Source organism: Chryseobacterium sp. ERMR1:04 (assembly GCF_001297705.1).
Classification (GTDB): Bacteria; Bacteroidota; Bacteroidia; order Flavobacteriales; family Weeksellaceae; genus Chryseobacterium.
The window spans coordinates 602,709-621,976 of the sequence record NZ_LIRF01000003.1 but is presented as its reverse complement, the minus strand read 5'-3'; the positions used below and the strand labels follow the sequence as shown (position 1 = coordinate 621,976).

General features: G+C 33.0%; 13 protein-coding genes. All 13 read left to right on the top strand.

All coding sequences use genetic code 11. From position 1 onward, the window contains the following. Window positions 1–111: 111 nt before the first annotated feature. The 13 genes from AMQ68_RS02925 to AMQ68_RS02865 all read left to right on the top strand — a co-directional run bounded on the left by AMQ68_RS02925 (window position 112) and on the right by AMQ68_RS02865 (window position 19,208). Window positions 112–3,786 carry a DEAD/DEAH box helicase gene (locus tag AMQ68_RS02925; protein ID WP_054509116.1) on the top strand — a complete coding sequence of 1,225 codons (3,675 nt, stop codon included), beginning with the start codon at window positions 112–114 and terminating at the stop codon, window positions 3,784–3,786. A 138-nt stretch (window positions 3,787–3,924) separates the two neighbouring features. Further along, a complete protein-coding gene (locus tag AMQ68_RS02920) occupies window positions 3,925–4,890 on the top strand; it encodes a hypothetical protein (RefSeq protein ID WP_054509115.1) in 966 nt (321 codons plus the stop codon). Window positions 4,891–5,216: 326 nt separating this feature from the next. Continuing rightward, a complete protein-coding gene (locus AMQ68_RS24785) occupies window positions 5,217–6,500 on the top strand; it encodes a DUF4280 domain-containing protein (RefSeq protein WP_082383950.1) in 1,284 nt (427 codons plus the stop codon). Further along, window positions 6,497–7,291 carry a hypothetical protein gene (locus AMQ68_RS02910; RefSeq protein WP_054509114.1) on the top strand — a complete coding sequence of 265 codons (795 nt, stop codon included), beginning with the start codon at window positions 6,497–6,499 and terminating at the stop codon, window positions 7,289–7,291. The genes AMQ68_RS24785 and AMQ68_RS02910 overlap by 4 nt, the downstream gene beginning before the upstream one ends. A 195-nt stretch (window positions 7,292–7,486) precedes the next feature. Then, window positions 7,487–7,831: a hypothetical protein gene (locus tag AMQ68_RS02905; protein ID WP_123905587.1), complete on the top strand. Its 345-nt coding sequence runs from the start codon at window positions 7,487–7,489 to the stop codon at window positions 7,829–7,831. A gap of 73 nt (window positions 7,832–7,904) precedes the next feature. Then, the gene (locus AMQ68_RS02900; RefSeq protein ID WP_054509112.1) at window positions 7,905–8,831 is read left to right on the top strand and encodes a hypothetical protein; all 927 of its coding nucleotides are present in this window, start codon (window positions 7,905–7,907) and stop codon (window positions 8,829–8,831) included. Window positions 8,832–8,837: 6 nt separating this feature from the next. After that, on the top strand, window positions 8,838–9,410 hold the full coding sequence (locus AMQ68_RS02895) for a hypothetical protein (protein ID WP_054509111.1): 573 nt from the start codon (window positions 8,838–8,840) through the stop codon (window positions 9,408–9,410). Between the two features lie 104 nt (window positions 9,411–9,514). Beyond that, complete coding sequence (locus tag AMQ68_RS02890; RefSeq protein WP_054509110.1) at window positions 9,515–11,869, top strand: DUF2235 domain-containing protein; 2,355 nt, start codon at window positions 9,515–9,517, stop codon at window positions 11,867–11,869. Between the two features lie 76 nt (window positions 11,870–11,945). Further along, window positions 11,946–12,926, top strand: a complete 981-nt coding sequence (locus tag AMQ68_RS02885) for a DUF2931 family protein (RefSeq protein ID WP_241775038.1) — start codon at window positions 11,946–11,948, stop codon at window positions 12,924–12,926. 332 nt (window positions 12,927–13,258) lie between these two features. Next, window positions 13,259–14,185, top strand: coding sequence for a family 2A encapsulin nanocompartment shell protein (locus tag AMQ68_RS02880; RefSeq protein ID WP_054509108.1), 927 nt, complete (start codon window positions 13,259–13,261; stop codon window positions 14,183–14,185). After that, a complete protein-coding gene (locus AMQ68_RS02875) occupies window positions 14,169–16,058 on the top strand; it encodes a family 2A encapsulin nanocompartment cargo protein cysteine desulfurase (protein WP_054509107.1) in 1,890 nt (629 codons plus the stop codon). The genes AMQ68_RS02880 and AMQ68_RS02875 overlap by 17 nt, the downstream gene beginning before the upstream one ends. A gap of 583 nt (window positions 16,059–16,641) precedes the next feature. Next, a complete protein-coding gene (locus tag AMQ68_RS02870) occupies window positions 16,642–17,343 on the top strand; it encodes a DUF2807 domain-containing protein (RefSeq protein WP_054509106.1) in 702 nt (233 codons plus the stop codon). A gap of 149 nt (window positions 17,344–17,492) precedes the next feature. Beyond that, a complete protein-coding gene (locus AMQ68_RS02865; RefSeq protein ID WP_054509105.1) occupies window positions 17,493–19,208 on the top strand; it encodes a phospho-sugar mutase in 1,716 nt (571 codons plus the stop codon). Window positions 19,209–19,268 lie beyond the last annotated feature (60 nt).

Below are 19,268 nucleotides of genomic sequence, written 5' to 3'. Positions count from 1 at the left end.
AAGGAATTGAAATCCTAAAACGTAAGGAGTAAAATAAAACTTTTGTGAATAATAAATGAAGCCATTTAACTTTTAAATGGCTTCATTTGTATGATAAAAACACTATAAAAAATGGCTGAAACTAAAATTTCTAACATTGCTAAATTTATTCTGAATAATGCAAATTCTTCAAGTATTAACAGATCTATGCAAATTTATCCTGTTTTAAAATCTATAAACAATAACAATTTTGTTTTTGAATATAAAGGCTCTGCAAAGAAGCCCTACATCATTGAGATTTATTGTGATGATATCATTACCGTAGATTGCTCTTGCCCGTATGATTATGATGGGATTTGTAAACATGGCGTAGCTTCTTTAGAGAAATTGGCATTGATTTTTAAAGAAGAAAAAAAGGATAATACAAAACCCCGCCAAAAGGCTCAGTTTGTAAGTAGTGCAGATGTTTTAAAAAAAGAAGATAACAGTTTGAGTTTTACGTTGGAAAATGGAATCATTGATGATGAAAAAATAAGAAAAGAATTGCAGAGCAACGGAGGAGGAAACTCTTATCATCAAGTTTTTATAATTGATGCAGTTTCAAACAGTATTGTTGTACAGGCGAATAATTGGGAACGGGAAAAGCAAACTTTTACTTATTACAAAAAAAACAGTACGTTAAAAGTATCCTGTACTTGTAAAAAGAAATTCCAAAAAAAGTATTGCCAGCATCTTTATCCTGCTTTTGAAAAAATAATGCAAATATTTGGAAATGATTATTTTAATGAGAATTACTTAGAGAATAAAAAATCAAATTTTTTAGCAGATTATGGTCTCGATCTACAGGATGACTATCAAAAATATTTTGATTTTAAGCTTAATGATCAAGGGTTCTTTGCAACGAGTAAGTTTCCCAATCTTCATAGAATAGATACTCCTTACGAAAGTGATTTTTCTAAAATATTAAACCAACCCAATTATAGAATACCGGATTCTGAAAAACAATCGGCATACGGGGAAGCTTTAGTTTTTGAATTTGACAGGAACGGTTTTGTTGGATTTGTGCCTGTAACAGGTAAATTTAACAAGGAAAGAACAGAGCTGGCGACTCATTTCAAAGAAATTTCTTACTATTCTTTGGATAGTAGTATTAATAATTATGATGAAAAGTTTATACAAGTTATTTTAAAAAGCTACAAACTGTCAAAAATTTTATACAGACTTGATAGGGCAGATGATTTTTCAAAGGCCATTCATAGTTTTAGTGAATTGATTTCTTTACTGAAAGACTATTCTCTTTTTGCTCATCAGGAGAGAAATACATATACCCGTAAAAATTTAGATGCACTTTTTATTGTTGAGAAAGAATTGGAAATGGTATTTCAGTTTAGTGAAGATCCTTTATTCTATCAGTTGGAACCGAAAATAAAAATTGGGGATCAAACCTATAAAACAGACTCTTCAAAACTGCAAATAACTCCGTTATTCATCAAGAAAGATAATGAGATTTATCCTATAAAAAGCCCGGCCTTTTCTGCAGATTTACAGTATTATATACATCATCCGCAGACCAATTATATTAAGAAAAATGCAATTACTTTTAAAGAAAAAATCTTATCTCCGTTGTCTCAAAAATATCAGATAAAAACTGATAATTTCAAAAATATCAAGAGCAAGACAGATGAAAATGGTTTAGAAAAGCAAGTATATATTGAAGATGCAGATGAAATGGTGAGTTTTACGCTTGCCGTGCAATATCCTGAAAAATTAATTGATATAGAAAGCAAAGAACTTCGTTTTTCAATCAATGAAAAAGGCGGTTTTTCTTATTTGGAGCGTAATATAGCTTTAGAAAACCAGCTTCGGGAAGAGTTTTTACAACTGCATCCGGATTTTCAGGATCAAGAAGGTATATTTCATCTCAACGCATCTCAGTTAATGGAAGATTTTTGGTTTTTAGAGGCTTCCGAAAAATTGAGAAATCAAAACATTAAATTATTGGGAGCTAAAGAGCTGAAATCATTTAAATATAATCTCAATAAAGCATCCATAAGTGTTTCTGTAAAGTCGGATATCGATTGGTTCGACATAAGTATTGATGTTTCTTTTGGAGATCAGAAGCTTTCATTAAAAGACTTACAGAAAGCATTCGTTAAAAAATCCAATTTTGTAGTGTTGGGAGATGGAAGCATCGGTATTATGCCCAAAGACTGGATGGATAAATTCGCCGGTTATTTTAAAGTGGGCGAAATAAAAAAAGAAGGGCTGCAAATTTCTAATTTCCAGTTTGGTATTATTGATGAGCTGTATAATGAATTAGAAGAAAAACCCGATTTCCTGATTGATCTTTATGAAAAAAAGAAACGGATTCAGAGCATAGAAAACATCGAAAAAGTTCCTGTTCCGAAAGGAATAAAAGCTAAACTTCGGGAGTATCAGATTCATGGTTTGCATTGGCTTAATTTTCTAGATACGCATCAGTTAGGAGGTTGCCTGGCAGATGATATGGGATTGGGGAAAACCCTCCAGATGATCACTTTTCTACAACATTTGAAAACTACTAGAAAGCCAAAAAATCCGTCCTTGATTATTGCGCCAACTTCGCTTATATTTAATTGGCAGAATGAAATTAATAAATTTTGTCCTACGCTTAAGCTTCTGGTTTTTACAGGACTGAATCGTGCAGAATTACTCACAGAGTTTACTAAATATGATATTATCATTACCACTTATGGCTCTATTATAAATGATGCTGAGTTTTTAAAGGATATCGATTTTAATTATTTAATTTTAGATGAAAGTCAGGCGATTAAGAACCCAAATTCTAAGAGGTATAAATGTGTCAGGCTTTTGAAAGCGTACAACAGAGTTGTTCTTACCGGAACCCCTATTGAAAATAATACGTTTGATCTGTATGCACAATTCAATTTTGTGAATCCCGGATTACTGGGGAATATGACCCATTTCAAAAAAGAATTTTCTGATGCTATTGATAAGGAAAAAGATGTGCAAAGCTCAGAATTACTCTCAAAAATCATCAGTCCTTTTATTTTGAGAAGAACCAAAGAACAGGTTGCAACAGAATTACCCGATAAAGTAGAAAGTATAATTTACTGCGAGATGGAAAAAGAGCAGCGTAAAGTATATGATACTTTCAAGGATCAGTATCGAGATTTTCTTTTGAATAAAATTGATGAAAACGGCATCGGAAAATCTCAAATGTATATTTTGGAAGGTCTTACCAAATTACGACAGATCTGCAACAGTCCCGCCATATTATCAGACAAAGAAGAATATACTCAGGAGTCTGTAAAACTGGATATTTTAATAGAAAATATCATTGAAAAAACAGGAAATCATAAAATATTGGTTTTCTCTAGTTTTGTGAAAATGCTGCAATTGGTAAAAAACAGACTCGAGGAAAATAATATTACGTATGAATATCTTGATGGGCAGACAAAAGACCGCCAAAACAGGGTAGAAAATTTCCAAAACCAAGAGGATATCCGTGTTTTTCTAATCAGTTTGAAAGCAGGTGGAACCGGACTGAATCTTACCGAGGCAGATTACGTATTTATCATTGATCCTTGGTGGAATCCTGCGGTAGAAAACCAGGCAATAGACCGTTGCTACAGGATCGGACAAAAAAAGCAGGTCATGGCCTACAGAATGATTTGTAAAGATACCATAGAAGAAAAAATTATCAATCTCCAGCAAAAAAAGAAAAAAATTGCGAGTAGTATTATTTCTGTAGATGAAGAAAGTAAATCTTTCAATGCCCAAGAAGTAAAAGATCTGTTCGGATAAATAGAAATATAACTGTTTAAAAAGAATGGGTTAAAAAAAATGAAAAGAAAACCTCAAGAAGTACTGTGCTTTTTGAGGTTTTTTGTTGGTGTCATATTATTTCCGATATTAGTAATACATCAAGAACAAATACACAAAATGGAAACTATTACCATAAAAATTGAAAATATAGTAGATATTGACGCTCTATCCAGAGAGTATGATATGGCTAATGAAGATTTAATATCCTTTCATAACCAGCACTGTGCTTTGCATGAGATCCTTCCGGAAGCGCTTCCCAAATACATTCAATACCTTTATCTTCCTGCAGATAAATATAGAAATTGGGAGAAAAAGCAAGTTCAGATTTCACGTATTGATATGCCTGCGACACTCGATATTCTTACGTATGGAGTATTGATCAGGCAATATCCATCTGATATTCAAATAAACTATCTCGTTGATATTCAAAAGAAACAGGAAAATGAAGTATCTGTAAAGAGACATAAATTGTATGTAGATGAGATTGAAGTAGAGCTTATGGTTGAAAAAATAATGGAGACCGCAGGAGAAGCATTATATCCGTTGAGACTTTCTTTGGGAAATGAAGGGAAAATAGAAAAGATCCTCAATGTAAAAGAGATCCTTAGCCGTTGGAATAAGAATTATCTGCCTGCGCTTCAAGCCTATTACAAAGGAAAAACGGCAGAGGATATTATGGAAAAACTGGATCGTTTTTATAAAAATATGGGAAACGGCCGCGAGGTATTGGATTATAATATTTTTTATTCCATTTTCTTTTTACCATTGTATGGATCTTATCCTGATTATCAGAAAAAAGAAGAACTGAGTTTTTACTTTTCTGCAATTGATGAAATGGTTTCATTTGATGCTTTTTTTTCTTTGCAAAAGACCTATACAGAACAGGGTAAAATAGTCATCCAAATAAGAGGCGAGCAAAACAATGCAGAGGTAGGGCTGGAGAAAGGTTGTCTGGATTTAATTTATAAACTGGATAAGGAAACGAACAGTATATTTTCTGTAGAAGGCAATCTGTCAACGTTTTATAATAAGGAAGAATGTAAGGTTTATATTGAAATATATCATCAAAAATCTTATATTTGATATACCAAACACATAAAACACATTGATATGATGATACATTTTAATTCTGCATAGTGCTATAAACACTTCAATTTTCGATCCTCAATTTCTGTTGACAATAGAAAAGTACCGAGATCATCTTACTGATTCATCCACAAACAAAATAACGGGCAAAGGCTGTTATATGCACAAATATCTTTGTAGGGCTGATTATTCTTGAGCTCAACAAAGGGGTTTATAGAAATAATAAAAACACATCAAATTTGCCTGATGTAAATGGTGAGAATAATCATAAGAAAATTATTCTAAATACAATCGGGCAACATATACTAAAAACACACAATAAGATGAAAGAAAAACATTTAGTATGTCAGGGAGCCATCTGTAAATGCCAATTCGGCACCACTCCCGATAAGCTGGTGGTGAAAACCCAAAGCAAACGATACATCAACGATAAAGAAGGTCTCAGTAAGCTTACGGCGACGAATGTAGATATTGGCTCAACCTTCGACAAAAATACATTTGGAAGCTGTGCCAAAATGAATAATAATCCTTGTGCTCCGGTTGTTACAAAATGGGAAGGCTATTATGATAAAATTACGGTGGTAGACAATGGCGGAAAAGCATTATTGGAAGACAGTAAAGCAACTTGCGCTGTAAGCGGAACACCGAGTATAGAAATCGTATTTCACGGACAAACAGCCGAACCCAATCTACAGAATGTCAACAATGCACGACCGGAGGTGCTGGCGCATTTGATGCCGTTCGTGGAAGAAAAACTCAATGGGTATTATTATAACTACAATGGAATATACGAAGGAAATATTACCAATCAGAAAAAAGGGAATGCAAATGATGTATATGCTTGTAATGGAAAAGGAAATGAAGAGGGAGATTTTTTGAATGCAAAGAAATTAGATATTACTCATGAAGATTTTTGTTTGGTAGCTGGAATAATAAAATTAGAATCGGGGAGTAATGATTATAACGAATTAAAATGCATTAGCAATACTGCTTCAAATAGAGCAAAGCACAAAAAAATTACTTTAAGAATTTTATTAGAAAAAGGTGAGCCTATAGGCAATAGTAAATACATTCCTTATTCAACTGTTCCTAAAAAAGATAAAAAACAATTAGATGATTCTAATATTACTTCTTATGACTCTAATACTCGTAAGGCGCTAATAGATGTTTTAAATGGAGGAAGTGATAATTCTTATTCAGCTGAACTATGGGATGGTGATGATTTTCTTGTTTGGGGAGCTGGAGAAATCAATCCCTATGGTAAAATATCTCATGCGAAATTTAGGGAGTATGCGTTTATTAAGATTCCGAAAGACATATATGAAAAATATAAAAAAGAAATAATTGACAAATATGGCGCAAATATTTCCTACGGAGATGGAGGTACTCATATTAAATTAGCAGAGAATAATCAAGAACATACACATTATTCTACACCGAAAGGTACAAAAAAAATAAAATATTCTATTCCTCAAAGTGTATTCAGTAATAAAGAAAACTGGGGAAATGGATATTTTTATTATGATACAAAACAAAATAAAAGTGAGGGGTTAGTTGCTACAACAACCTATGGTAGAACAATTTTTTGGAAATTACAGAAGAAATGAAAAAGTTACAAATAATAATATTGATATTTTTTTCTATTGTTTTAAATGCACAAAGCAAAGTATATTCTTTACATGAAGGAAAAGAACTAAATGAGTTATTTATTTTTAAAGAAAAAGTAGTTTACATTAATAAAAATGATACTGTGAGATATACATTAAAAAGAGAAAGTTCAGAGTCTTTGGCTGTAAATAATGATAATTTTTCTTTTTCTATTTTTTTTGAAAAGGAAAATACAATAAAAATATTACCTTTTAATTTTAAGATAAAAACAAATTCTGAATTATATAAATACCTCAAAAATAGTATACTAAATGAAAATGAAATACAAAAAATAGGATTGTTATTTTATCCGATCAATAGATTTTATGATGATTGTTGTTTATATTTTAATCATGATATTTTTATAAAAGATTGGGATCATGATATGTATTCTCCAAAATTTAAAATAATATCCGTTGAACAACTTGAAAAACAGAAAATAATACTAAAAGGAATTTATCGGTATAAAAATAATGTAATAGATAAAATTAACTATTATAAAGATGACGGAGGAAGTCTATTTGAATTTTATGCTGAAAAACTTAATAACGTAAACCACAGGGATGGGCAATATGATTTTATTTATTATGCTTCAAATGAAAAATATATATTGAGAGGCATGCATTTTAGGAATAAATATAATCGTGTGATGAAAGCTGTCTATAAAGAGGAAAATATGTCAAATGTTAGTAAAACGAAAAATAAGACATATAATTATCCATATTTAAAAGTCGAGATAAAAAAGAATTGATATTCTCAAAATGAAAAAGTTACGAATAATAGTATTGATATTTTTTCTATTGTTTTAAATGCGCAAGCTAAATATGATACAATAGATTTTGGAGATATTACAATCAATAAGAATTTGTTGTATACTAAATTTACTCTTTTTAAAAAAAATGTTAATGATACAAAGACGAGTGCTAAAGTATATACAGGTAAGGAAATGAATATTCCATTTTATGATTGTAAAGAACAAGATATTTTTTACACTGTCTTTTCTGAAAATTTTATTTTTACTTACAATGAAAATGCTCCTGACGATATATTCATTACGTATATCAAACCCAATAAAAATCTGAGCTTAAGAGTAAAAGTGAATAATAACTTTTTAAAATTAAATACAAAAACAACGATTAAAAGCTTAGGGAAATATTTTAAGAACTCTGTTTATAGTTTGATGAAGGATAAAAAACACTTTAGGCTGCTGGTTAAAAAAGATAGTAGATATGCTTTTTGTGATTTGGTATTTAAGAATGGATATCTTAGTGAAATGTATTTGGAAAAATAAAAGATCTATTACTATTTAAAAAGTATATTTTGGAAGTTAATGCTTAACAAGTTACTTTAAATAATTGAATACTATGAATCTACAAAAATATATAAACTATATTTTCATATTTGTATTACAACCGTTTTTATTTGGCCAATCATTTCATAGTATAGGCATTGCTGAAAATTATGAAGCTAAAGAAGTATTAAATGAGAAACAGAAAGACACATTTTATTATATATATTCTTATAATAATTCGAAGGAAAGAGTGCTAGTCTATACTAAGAGTTCATCAGGAACAGATGGGTATTTTGAAGTGACTGATTATGAATTAAGCAAAAAAACATTAAATAAATTAATCCTTACAATAAAAGGATCTGATGATAAATCTCGACAGCTAGAAATCACTTTTTTTGATAAAGATAGGTCGATTGATATAGATAAAAGTGTGTTCTTTTTAAATGATGCGTATTATTCTTATTTGAAAAAAGAATTACTTGAAAAAAGAAATATGAGTGAATTAGTAGATGTAATGGATGATTTTTTACTAGAAGATATTTTTAACTTAGAAAATCTTAGGTATTTTAGTTCAAAACAAAAATATATAGCCAAAAATTTTAGGATCTTAAAAGCAAAAATGACCACAGCGAATGCCCAAAATGAAACTATTGTTACGAATTGGACGATTTATTATTCCTATAATAAAAATGGAGTTTTATCTTCAGTTGAGCAAAAGGCAAAAGATGAAATACGATATACAAAGACATTGATAAATGCTACAAAAAATATTTTGTCCTATAAGATATATCGGCAGATAGATGAAAGATTTTCGGATGATAAAAAAATAACAATGGATTTAGTACAAAATAAGTATTCTGAAACAGGAACATTTTTGCAAGTGGGCTTAAACAAGGAAACTGATTATGAAAAACTAATCTCTAAAAGTACACATTCAGTATCATCAAAAATAGAGTTGAGTAAGAATGAATTGATGAAAATTTATCAGGAAATGAAATAATTAGATATGAAAAATGTGTCTGTTTGCTTGATTCTATGTGTTTTATTTTATTCTTGTAAGAAGAGTAATAAAATTCAACCAGATGATGTCCCAGGAAAAGGAGATACAATTTTTGCTCCTTCGGGATATGCTGCTAAAGAAGAAAATTGTAAAAAGGATATGATAGGCTTTGTTAAAAAATACAATCTCTTTATTTCAAGATTTTATATTGTGGAAAAGGGATTGCCTTTCAATAAGAAAGACAGTATGACAATTGCTAAACCTTTTTATATGGATACAAGTTCTTACGGCAATTGTTTTCCTGAAGAATCTTATGGCAATTTACTTTTAATCTATAATAGTATAGATGATCATACTGCTATTTTTAAAAACGCTTTATATGCAGATAGTCCGGATATATTTCAAGAATTAGTACCCAATAAAAACGGTTTTACTATTTCTGTAGAAAAAGGGAATTCTTCAAAGATATTTTCAAAGGTTAAGGTTTCATATCAATCAAAAAGATTATATGTGGATAGTATTAATATTGAATCTTGGGGGGTAAGCAATATCAAAAGCGATATGGTTTTAATAATTTAAAATTTGAAAATTATTCAGTTAAACTGATGGATTCTTTACAGACAATGAACGAAAAATAATATTATTTACGTGAACAAAAAACACAAACACAAAATTTATTAATTATGATAATTCATGGAGAAAAACACCCATTAGCCAATGAAAGCTATACTTATACCATAATGGGCGCTACGGGAAAACCCAAAGTAAAGCAATGGAAGATCACAGATAATGGTAAAGAATTGGCCTCCAATACCACGGGAATCTTCACTTTTACCCCTACATTGGCAGGGAAAATACTGAAACTAATAGCAGTAGTAGATCTATATGGTAAAGATTACGATTATTTTATAGAGCTGTTTATTCAGCCTGCCAAGCCGATGATCTTAGAAGTATACTGGCTGGATATCAATAATGAGAAGATTGTTAACAGGGCAGTAGCCTATTTAGATACTGTAAAATTAGTGATTCGGACGAGAAATATTCCGATGCACGACAAGATAAAAGTGATCATTTATGAAGATGAATACGCGGATGGCCATGATGAAGATACCTCAAGGAATATGGGAACCTATGATGCTTTGGTAGACCGAAAAGGCTATGCCCGTATTACCTTCAATAACATACAGGTGTATCAGAAAACACTCAATAAAATGGATTATGTGAACGAAGATGAACATGAATTTTATGCAAGAATCCTCTACAGCAATACCATAGATCAGGTAAAAGATAAAATACAGCTTAGATTAAAAAATCAGCTGTTACAAATGGTAAAACCCTATGTAGGAAATAACCCTGTATTGGTAGGAAAACCGGAGTCTATAGCGAAAGATGCAAAAATTGGTTTGGATTTCACCTTCGGAATCTTTATTGACGGCACGCTGAACAATATGTACAATACCGAAATTAAACAGAAAGCAGACGGTAAGAATCCTCCCAATGCCACCGGATTGGTATTCGACAAAAATAAGTCCCTGGAAATATATAAAAGCAGAGGAGATGAAAAATACCGCGACAGCAGCTATGAAAACGATCTGTCGAATCCGGCTATTTTGTTTAAAAATTATAAAGCAGATCTAATTACTATTTTCAAAATCTATACGGAAGGAGTAGGAACCAATTCAGCTCCAGAAAAGCAGGGTGGAATACTCGAAGAAAGTGATTACAAAAAAGATGATGCTGCAGAAGGTCCGGCCTTTGGAATGGGAAGTGCGGGAATTAAGGATAAGGTTCGTAAAAGTATAAAAGATGTTATCAAAAAAATTAAAGAAAATACTTTCGGAAAAAATAATGTTTATGTAAGCACGATTACTTTTGATGTCTTTGGGTTTAGCCGTGGAGCCGCAGCGGCAAGACATTTTGTACATGTAGTGAAGTATCCTGCGTATCCATCTAAAACAACCTCTGTAACAAGTGAATTGGTAAAGACTGCACGAACGAAAGTTGAAGACCAATTCGGATATGCTTTGTCTGAATCTTATGCCCATAAAACAATGCCTTCCTATGGATATTTGGGACAGCTTTTAAAAGAGGCCGGTTTATTGGGAGAGCAAACCAAGATAGACATTCGCTTTGTAGGTATTTATGATACGGTTCCACATCATGGATTAAGACAAAAGAATGATGCTAAAGATTTAGGGTTAAATGATGTAAATAAAGCCAATTATGTGGTGCATATGGTAGCGGCAGACGAACATCGGTATAATTTTGATCTGGTGGATATTTCATCAGTGGCAAAAGTTTCCCCTGAAAGTGGTAAAAAAGGAGGCATTGAACTCACGTATCCCGGGGTGCACTGTGATGTGGGGGGTGCCTATGTGGAAGGAGACGGGAACCACCCTTATCGGATTGAGGTGGATAAAAGCAAAGGACCTCTTGAAAAGCTAAAAGAAAAAATTGTTTCACAGGGCTGGTTTAGAAAGGAAGAAATGAAAGTCGATTTTTATACTTCAGGGATTATAATGGCAGGGGCATTTGGAAATTATTACCGATTAGAAGGAAATAAAAAATATGTAAGCAACCAATACAGCTTTATTCCGCTTCATATTATGGCTGAGTTTTGCAGAATAAAAGAAGTACCAATTAACCAAGATGCATTGAAAGGGTTTAAGGATTTTTCAAAATCTAACACTATATTTTTAGAGAATATAAAGAAAACTCTTTGGAATTATAGTTTTAAAGGAGGGGAATCTATGAAATTTATAGAAGCTGAGGTATACAAGGAGCAGGCAATCGTGTATGAAACAGGAAGCCCACACGCTAACCAATATAAAGCAGAATGGGAGAGAAGGCAAAAGGAAGGACAGGCAAAAATGGACGCAGCAGCAGAACAGAAAAATACTGAGTTAAAGAAATTACGATACCACTATCTTCATTGGAATTCTACGTATGCTTCACCCAAAGAAAGCATAGGAACTTTTGCTACAGGTAAAAATAAGCCTAATATGGTTCACGGAAAAAGAAAACGAGATGTACACTAATCTAAAAATAATGCTGGGGTATGTATTTTTGATCATACTGCAGAGCTGCGAAAAGCAGAAAAAAATAACAAATGTGATGGAAAAAACTGAATTTTCTTATGCAGTTACGATAACCGCACCCAAAGAATATCCTATAGAGGTGCATGAAGGTTGGCTACTGGATAAAAACAAGCAAGTAATTTGTGGAATGCCTAAAGCTGGTGCTACCACAGGAAGCTGGGAATATGATGGATCTGAAGCCGGACAGGGAGGAAATAAAATCCCTACTCATCTCAATCTTACTTATGTTGCATATGCCGAAAAGAAATTTTATACGGTAGATGCCGATTTGCCATCAGGTAAAATATTGGAAGAATTCCGAAAAGGATTTTCTGTAGTAGATGTTCCTAACAAAGAAAGTATTTATAATGCTGTGAAGCATAGTACATATGATACCTTTACAGTGGGCGCAGCCCCGGGAGGCGTTATTGTTGTCTGGTTATCAGCAGGTCATCATAGGGTAGAGATTTGCAAACTTCAAGCAAAAGAAGTTTTTGTGGATAAAGATCAATTTAGACCCCATCCTGATCCTGATGAAACTCAAGATCAATTCTTTGATACCTTTTATGAAGTAGCTGTTAAAGATAGCGTGAGAAGAGAAATCAGTAAAAATGGGATTCCCTTTGGTTTATGGGATACATACCGAACGAAATATAAGTACCGTTTTAAAATTTATCCTTATGATGAGAAAGATAAAATTACGTTTGAATCTGTACGCTACTTTAACGGTGAAGTCACGATCTATTATCCTCAGGATTTAGAAAAGAATGAATACAGACTGGCAGCACTTCCTTATGATGCGAGTATTTCCTTTACGAAATACAATACAAAGATGATCTTCAATGATAAAGAATTAATGAAAGTCTTTGAAGGTTTCAAAGCCAAATACCCCGATGAACCAATAGACATTGTATTGGTACCCACGTTTATGTATAATGAAATTAAAGTTTATGGAGAATGTAAGGGCGAAAAGATAGAATTGGAAAAGGTTAAAATTGTGAAGATCTGGGGAGGGTAGTATGAATAATACAACATGGGTACAAGTTCAGGATTATCATGTGTATTTTTAATAAGGGTTGAGGAATCTTTGATTTAAAATTGAAAAGACACAACTTTTTTTATAACCATTGCGAGAAGCTTGAAAAAAATATTTTTTTTTGACTGTTTGACTATTGATTTAATATTATTTAGTGAATAGTAATTATGAATAGTTTTATTTTTATATATTAATTATATGTAATTATTAATATTAACATCTGTTTTGTTGTTGATTTTTATCTAATTGCCTGTTTTTTTTGTAGACTATTTTAAAATGTATATTTTAGTGATAGAAAAATAAAAAATACAATTATGGCAGAAGAAAAAAATTATGTCCAGACTGCATTAGGAGATGTAGCAGCAAGACATCTTGCAATTGCAACAAGAACCGTTCCCCAGATGGAAACGATCACTCCCAGATGGCTTACCCAATTACTCAATTGGGTTCCGGTAGAATCGGGTGTTTTTCGTTTAAATAAAGTGAAAAATGCTTCACACATTGAAGTAGACTGTTCTGCAAGAGATGAAAAAGTATTACCGAGAACTTTTGTGGATTATATTGAAAACCCAAGGGAATACAACTTAGCGGCAGTACAAACTATTGTGGATGTTCATACCAGAGTATCGGATCTTTATAGCAAACCTTATAATCAGATATCGGAGCAGTTGAGATTGGCAATTGAAACGATCAAAGAAAGACAGGAAAGTGAGCTGATCAACAATAAACATTACGGACTTTTACATAGTGTAGCAGACTCACAAATTATAAAAACCCGTAACGGAGGAGGCCCGACACCTGATGATTTGGATGCATTAATCACCAAAGTATGGAAAGAGCCGGGATTCTTTTTACTTCACCCTTTGGCTATTGCAGCTTTTGGCAGAGAATGTACGAGAAGAGGAGTTCCCCCTCCAACAGTTTCTTTATTTGGCTCTCAGTTTATTACATGGAGAGGAATTCCATTAATTCCATCAGATAAATTCCCTATCGTAAAAGGTAAAACCAAGATTATTTTGCTGAGAACTGGGGAAAGTAAGCAGGGAGTAGTAGGATTATTCCAGCCGGGATTACAAGGAGAGCAAACTCCCGGATTATCTGTAAGATTTACAGGGATTAATGACCGTGCGATTGCTTCTTATCTTGTTTCATTATATTGTTCTTTAGCAGTATTGGTAGATGATGCTATTGCTGTTTTAGACAATGTAGACATAAATAGCTACTATGAATACAAATACTAATTCATTACCAGATATTAATGAAATTCAAGAGCTGGCGAATTCTCTATTCAAAGCTTTACCTAATGAAGCCCCCAAAGAAATAGCACTGAACCCTGAAGAACATCCCAGAGCAAAAGCGATCGCAGAAAATATTTTGAATAACCTTAATAAGCCTCAAGATTTTTACCCAGAATTAACAGGAAATTTCCCCCTTTATCCGGCAGGAGGTTTTGGAGCTTCTCCATCTGTGAGCAGTCTTGATTCATTAAATGTAAAGCACTTAAATAATGAGAAAGCTGACATTTCAAGTTTGCATCATAGTTCCAATGGAGGAAGGGTTCCGGTTTCAGTGGCAGGAAGTGGAGTGACTCCTTCATATATTGGGCAGGGAGAACATTTTAATATAAATGATCCTGAAACAAGCTTTAGTGATAATAATTTAGATAATTCTGATCTTAGAAATAAGAAGTCCACAGGATTTTTTGAATACGATTCTTTTTTAATAGAACTTCCGGAAATATTAAAATCGGATAATTTTGATTATCAAAGACAAAAATCGGTTTATGAACCTTTCAGTAAAACAGAGAATATTCCCTCATTTTATTTTTTGGAAGATAAAATAAAGAATGATTATGGCCTATCTTCAGGAAACATTTCTCAACTTAAAACATCTTCTGGTCTTCAAGTACTTGATGCTTATGCGATAAAAAAAGATTTTCCGATTCTTCAAGAAAAAATAAACGGAAAGCCTCTGATATGGTTGGATAATGCTGCAACGACACAAAAGCCCAGAAAGGTTATTGAAAGAATTACAAGGTTTTATGAATATGAAAACTCAAATATTCACAGAGCAGCTCATGAGTTGGCTGCAAGAGCCACAGATGCTTATGAAGCGGCAAGGGAGAAAGTAAGATATTTTATAGGAGCCCGTTCAGTGAATGAAATCATCTTTGTAAGAGGAGCTACGGAAGCCATCAACCTTGTAGCTCAGAGTTGGGGAAATCAAAATCTGAAATCTGGAGATGAAATAGTGGTCAGTAATCTGGAACACCATGCGAATATTGTTCCCTGGAAAAGATTGGCAGATAAAAAGGGCTTGATTTTGAAAGTAATTCCTGTAGATGATGATGGACAGATTATTCTTGAAGAATTTGCAAAGCTTTTGTCTGATAAAACTAAATTAGTAGCCTTTACGCAGGTTTCAAATGCGTTAGGAACAGTAACCCCTGCTCATCAGATCGTCGCTATGGCACATGCAGCAGGAGCCAAAGTATTGGTAGACGGAGCGCAATCTGTTTCCCATATGGCGGTTAATGTACAGTCACTGGATGCTGATTGGTTTATTTTCTCCGGACATAAAGTTTTCGGACCCACAGGAATCGGGGTTTTATATGGAAAAGAACATATTCTTAACGAAACAGAGCCTTGGCAGGGAGGAGGAAATATGATTCAGGATGTAACTTTTGAAGAGATACAATACCATCAAGCTCCCAATCGTTTTGAAGCAGGAACAGGGAATATTGCTGATGCGGTAGGACTAGGAGCAGCTATTGATTATGTTTCCGCAATCGGAATGGATGTCATCGGAAAATATGAACATTCATTATTGGAATACGCTACTTATTATATCAAACAGATTCCCGGACTTAGAATAATAGGAACAGCGGCAGATAAAGCCAGTGTTTTATCCTTTACGCTGAAAGGATTTTCTAACGATGAGGTAGGAAAAGCATTAAATCAGGAAGGAATTGCAGTAAGGACAGGACATCATTGTGCCCAGCCGATTCTCAGAAGAATGGGAGTAGAAACTACAGTTCGTCCGTCACTTGCTTTTTATAATACTTGTGAGGATGTAGATAAGCTGATCGCTGTCTTGTGGAAACTTAGAAAATAATAAAAAAGACCATCTGACTACAGAAGGCACTGAAAAAAGTGATCTATTTCGATAGGTTTCATTTTTTCAGAGAATATGTAAGCGCTTATAACGGATTTTAAAATATCGTTGTAAGCGCTTTTTCTTTTCTGATAGCTAAATATTCTGCAGAGCAAAAACAAATCTGTTGGAATCTCAATTTAATTAAACCTTAACTCAAATTCAAAAGTGAAAAAATGGAACATAAATAATTTTTGAAAGTAAGGTTTACAAAGGCTTTTAGATCAGCAAAAGAAAACAGCAAGCTTGTCATTCTGAACAAAGCTAAGCGGAGTGAAGACTCTTTTTTAATACTAATTAAATAGATTTCTCATTCCTCGAAATGCCATACTCCGATTCAAATGGATAAAATAACAGATTTTAAGAATAAAGTTGAAATTTGTCAGGTATTTTATGGTAGGAAGAGTAAGCCTTTTAGAAATTTAAATACTATTTTTGTTCGGTAAAATTATTTTAAGCTCCGTAGAGGTGTTAAAAACTTCATGAGTTTTCAATAAGATGAAATGGTATTACAACAGTTGTATATAGAATATTTAAAATAAGAATGAAAAAAGTATTGTTCACATTGATGCTCATTGTGGTAGTTTCTTGTGGGAAAATTTCGCCAAAAGGAAATATTGAGAAAAAAGAAGTCGATGTTTCAGAATTTGTAAATCTTGATCTGGAGGGGAAATTTCGGGTATTTTATGCAAGAGGACCAAAGAATTTCGTAGAAATTGAGACGTATCCAAATGTTGCCGGAAACCTGAATGTAGATGTAAAAGATAAAACACTCTCTATCAAAGAAAGCAGAGGGACAAAAGGGGTAGATTTTTATAATGTTACCATTTATTCAAAATATAATCTGGAGAAAGTTTCTATTTCAGACTCTGTAGAAATGAATATTTCAAGTGAAATTAAGACCGATAACTTTAGATTGAACTTAAAAAATAACGCTACTTTTATGGGTTCAGTCAACACGAGAAGGGCAGAAGTAGAAATGCAGAACAGGAGCCGGGCAAATTTTCTTGGACTAACAAAAGATGCAGTAATAAAAATTTCTGATACCGCGAGTTTAATTGCTCCTTACTGGAAAATTACGAATCTGAAAATAGACTCTAAAAACGGAAACTATGCAGAGGTAAATGTAAAAGACTCATTGAAGGGGAATATTCAGAATACTGCAAAATTTGTTTATTATAATAATCCAATCAGAGCATTTAAAATAGATAAAACCACGAAAGTAGAAAATAAAAAGCTGGATTAAGTATAAGATACTTATTCGGGTTGTCATTCAGAACAGAGCGAAAGCGAAGTGAAGAATCTCTGTTTAGTAATAATTAAATAGATTTCTCGTTCCTCGAAATGACAGTTCAAAATCAAATTTTACAAACTATAAAAGAACGAAATACACATATGACAACATTAGAAAAAGCAGAGCTTTGGCTAAGCGATACATTTGATAAAGAAACAAGAGAGGCTGTACAGTCATTAATTGAGAGCAATTCTCCAGACTTAGAAGATTCTTTTTACAGAGAATTGGAATTCGGAACAGGAGGTATGCGTGGAATTATGGGCGTAGGAACCAATCGTTTAAATAAATACACGTTAGGTCAGGCTACACAAGGGTTGGCAAATTATATGCTAACACAATTTCCAAACGAAGAAATAAAGGTGGCCATCGCGTATGATGTGCGTCACAATTCTAAGGAATTTGGAAAATTGGTTGCAGATGTTTTAACGGCAAACGGAATTAAAGTATTGCTTTTCAAAGATCACAGACCGACTCCTGAATTATCTTTCACCGTTCGTGATAAAAAATGTAATGGAGGAATTGTATTAACGGCTTCTCATAATCCACCGGAATATAACGGGTACAAAGTATATTGGAATGACGGAGCGCAGATTGTTCCGCCACACGATGAAGCAATCATTAATGAAGTATATTCTGTGAAATTTGATGAGATTAAATTTGATGGAAACGATGATTTGATCGAATGGATTGGCGCAGAACAAGATGAGGTTTATATCGATGCTTGTATTGAAAACTCTACGTATCAAAACGTTGGAAAAGAAAATTTAAATATTGTTTTCACTTCCATCCACGGTACAACCTATACAACGGTTCCTCAAGCGTTGAAAAAGGCTGGATTTAAAAAAATAGATCTTGTTAAGGAACAGATGATTCCTAGTGGAAATTTCACCACAGTAGAATCTCCAAATCCTGAAGAGCCTGCTGCATTGGAAATGGCAATGGATTTAGCCAAAATTACAAATGCTGACATCGTGATCGGAACAGATCCGGATGGTGACAGATTAGGAATTGCGGTAAGAAATCTTGATGGTGAAATGCAGTTATTGAATGGGAATCAAACCAATACGATTCTTACGTACTATATTTTAAATGAATGGAGAAAGCTTGATAAAATCACAGGTTCTGAATTTATTGGTTCTACGATTGTAACTTCAGATATTTTCTTTGATATTGCTCAGAAATTCGGGGTGCAGTGTAAAGCTGGACTTACAGGATTTAAATGGATCGGAAAAATGATCCGTGAGGCAGAAGGAAAAGAAAAATTCATTTGTGGCGGGGAAGAAAGTTTTGGCTTTATGACCGGAGATTTCGTTAGAGATAAAGATTCTTGTGGAAGTATTCTTGTGGCTTGTGAAATCGCTGCTTGGTGTAAAGCTAATGGCAGAACGATGTACCAATACATGATCGAAATTTATCAGGAAACAGGAATGTATTATGAAGGATTGGTAAATCTGGTAAGAAAAGGAAGAGATGGAGCAGAAGAAATTCAGAATATGATGAAGAACTTCCGTGAAAATCCACCAAAAGAGTTGGCGGGTTCTCTGGTTGAAGAAGTAAAAGATTTTAAAGAGCAGACCAACTTTGTCGTTTCTAAAAATGAAAGATTAGTGATGAACGATATTCCAAAATCTAACGTATTGATCTATTATACACAAGATGGAACTAAAGTTTGCGTAAGACCTTCAGGTACAGAGCCAAAGATTAAATTCTATATTTCAGTAAAAGACAGCATCACTTCTGAAGCAGATTTCAGAGATAAACTGAAATCATTGGATGAGAAAATTAATCAAGTAAAAAACGACTTACAGTTAACGTAAAGTTACATGTACCAATGTAGCAGTGTAATGATATACCAATTATTGTTAGACTGTTACATT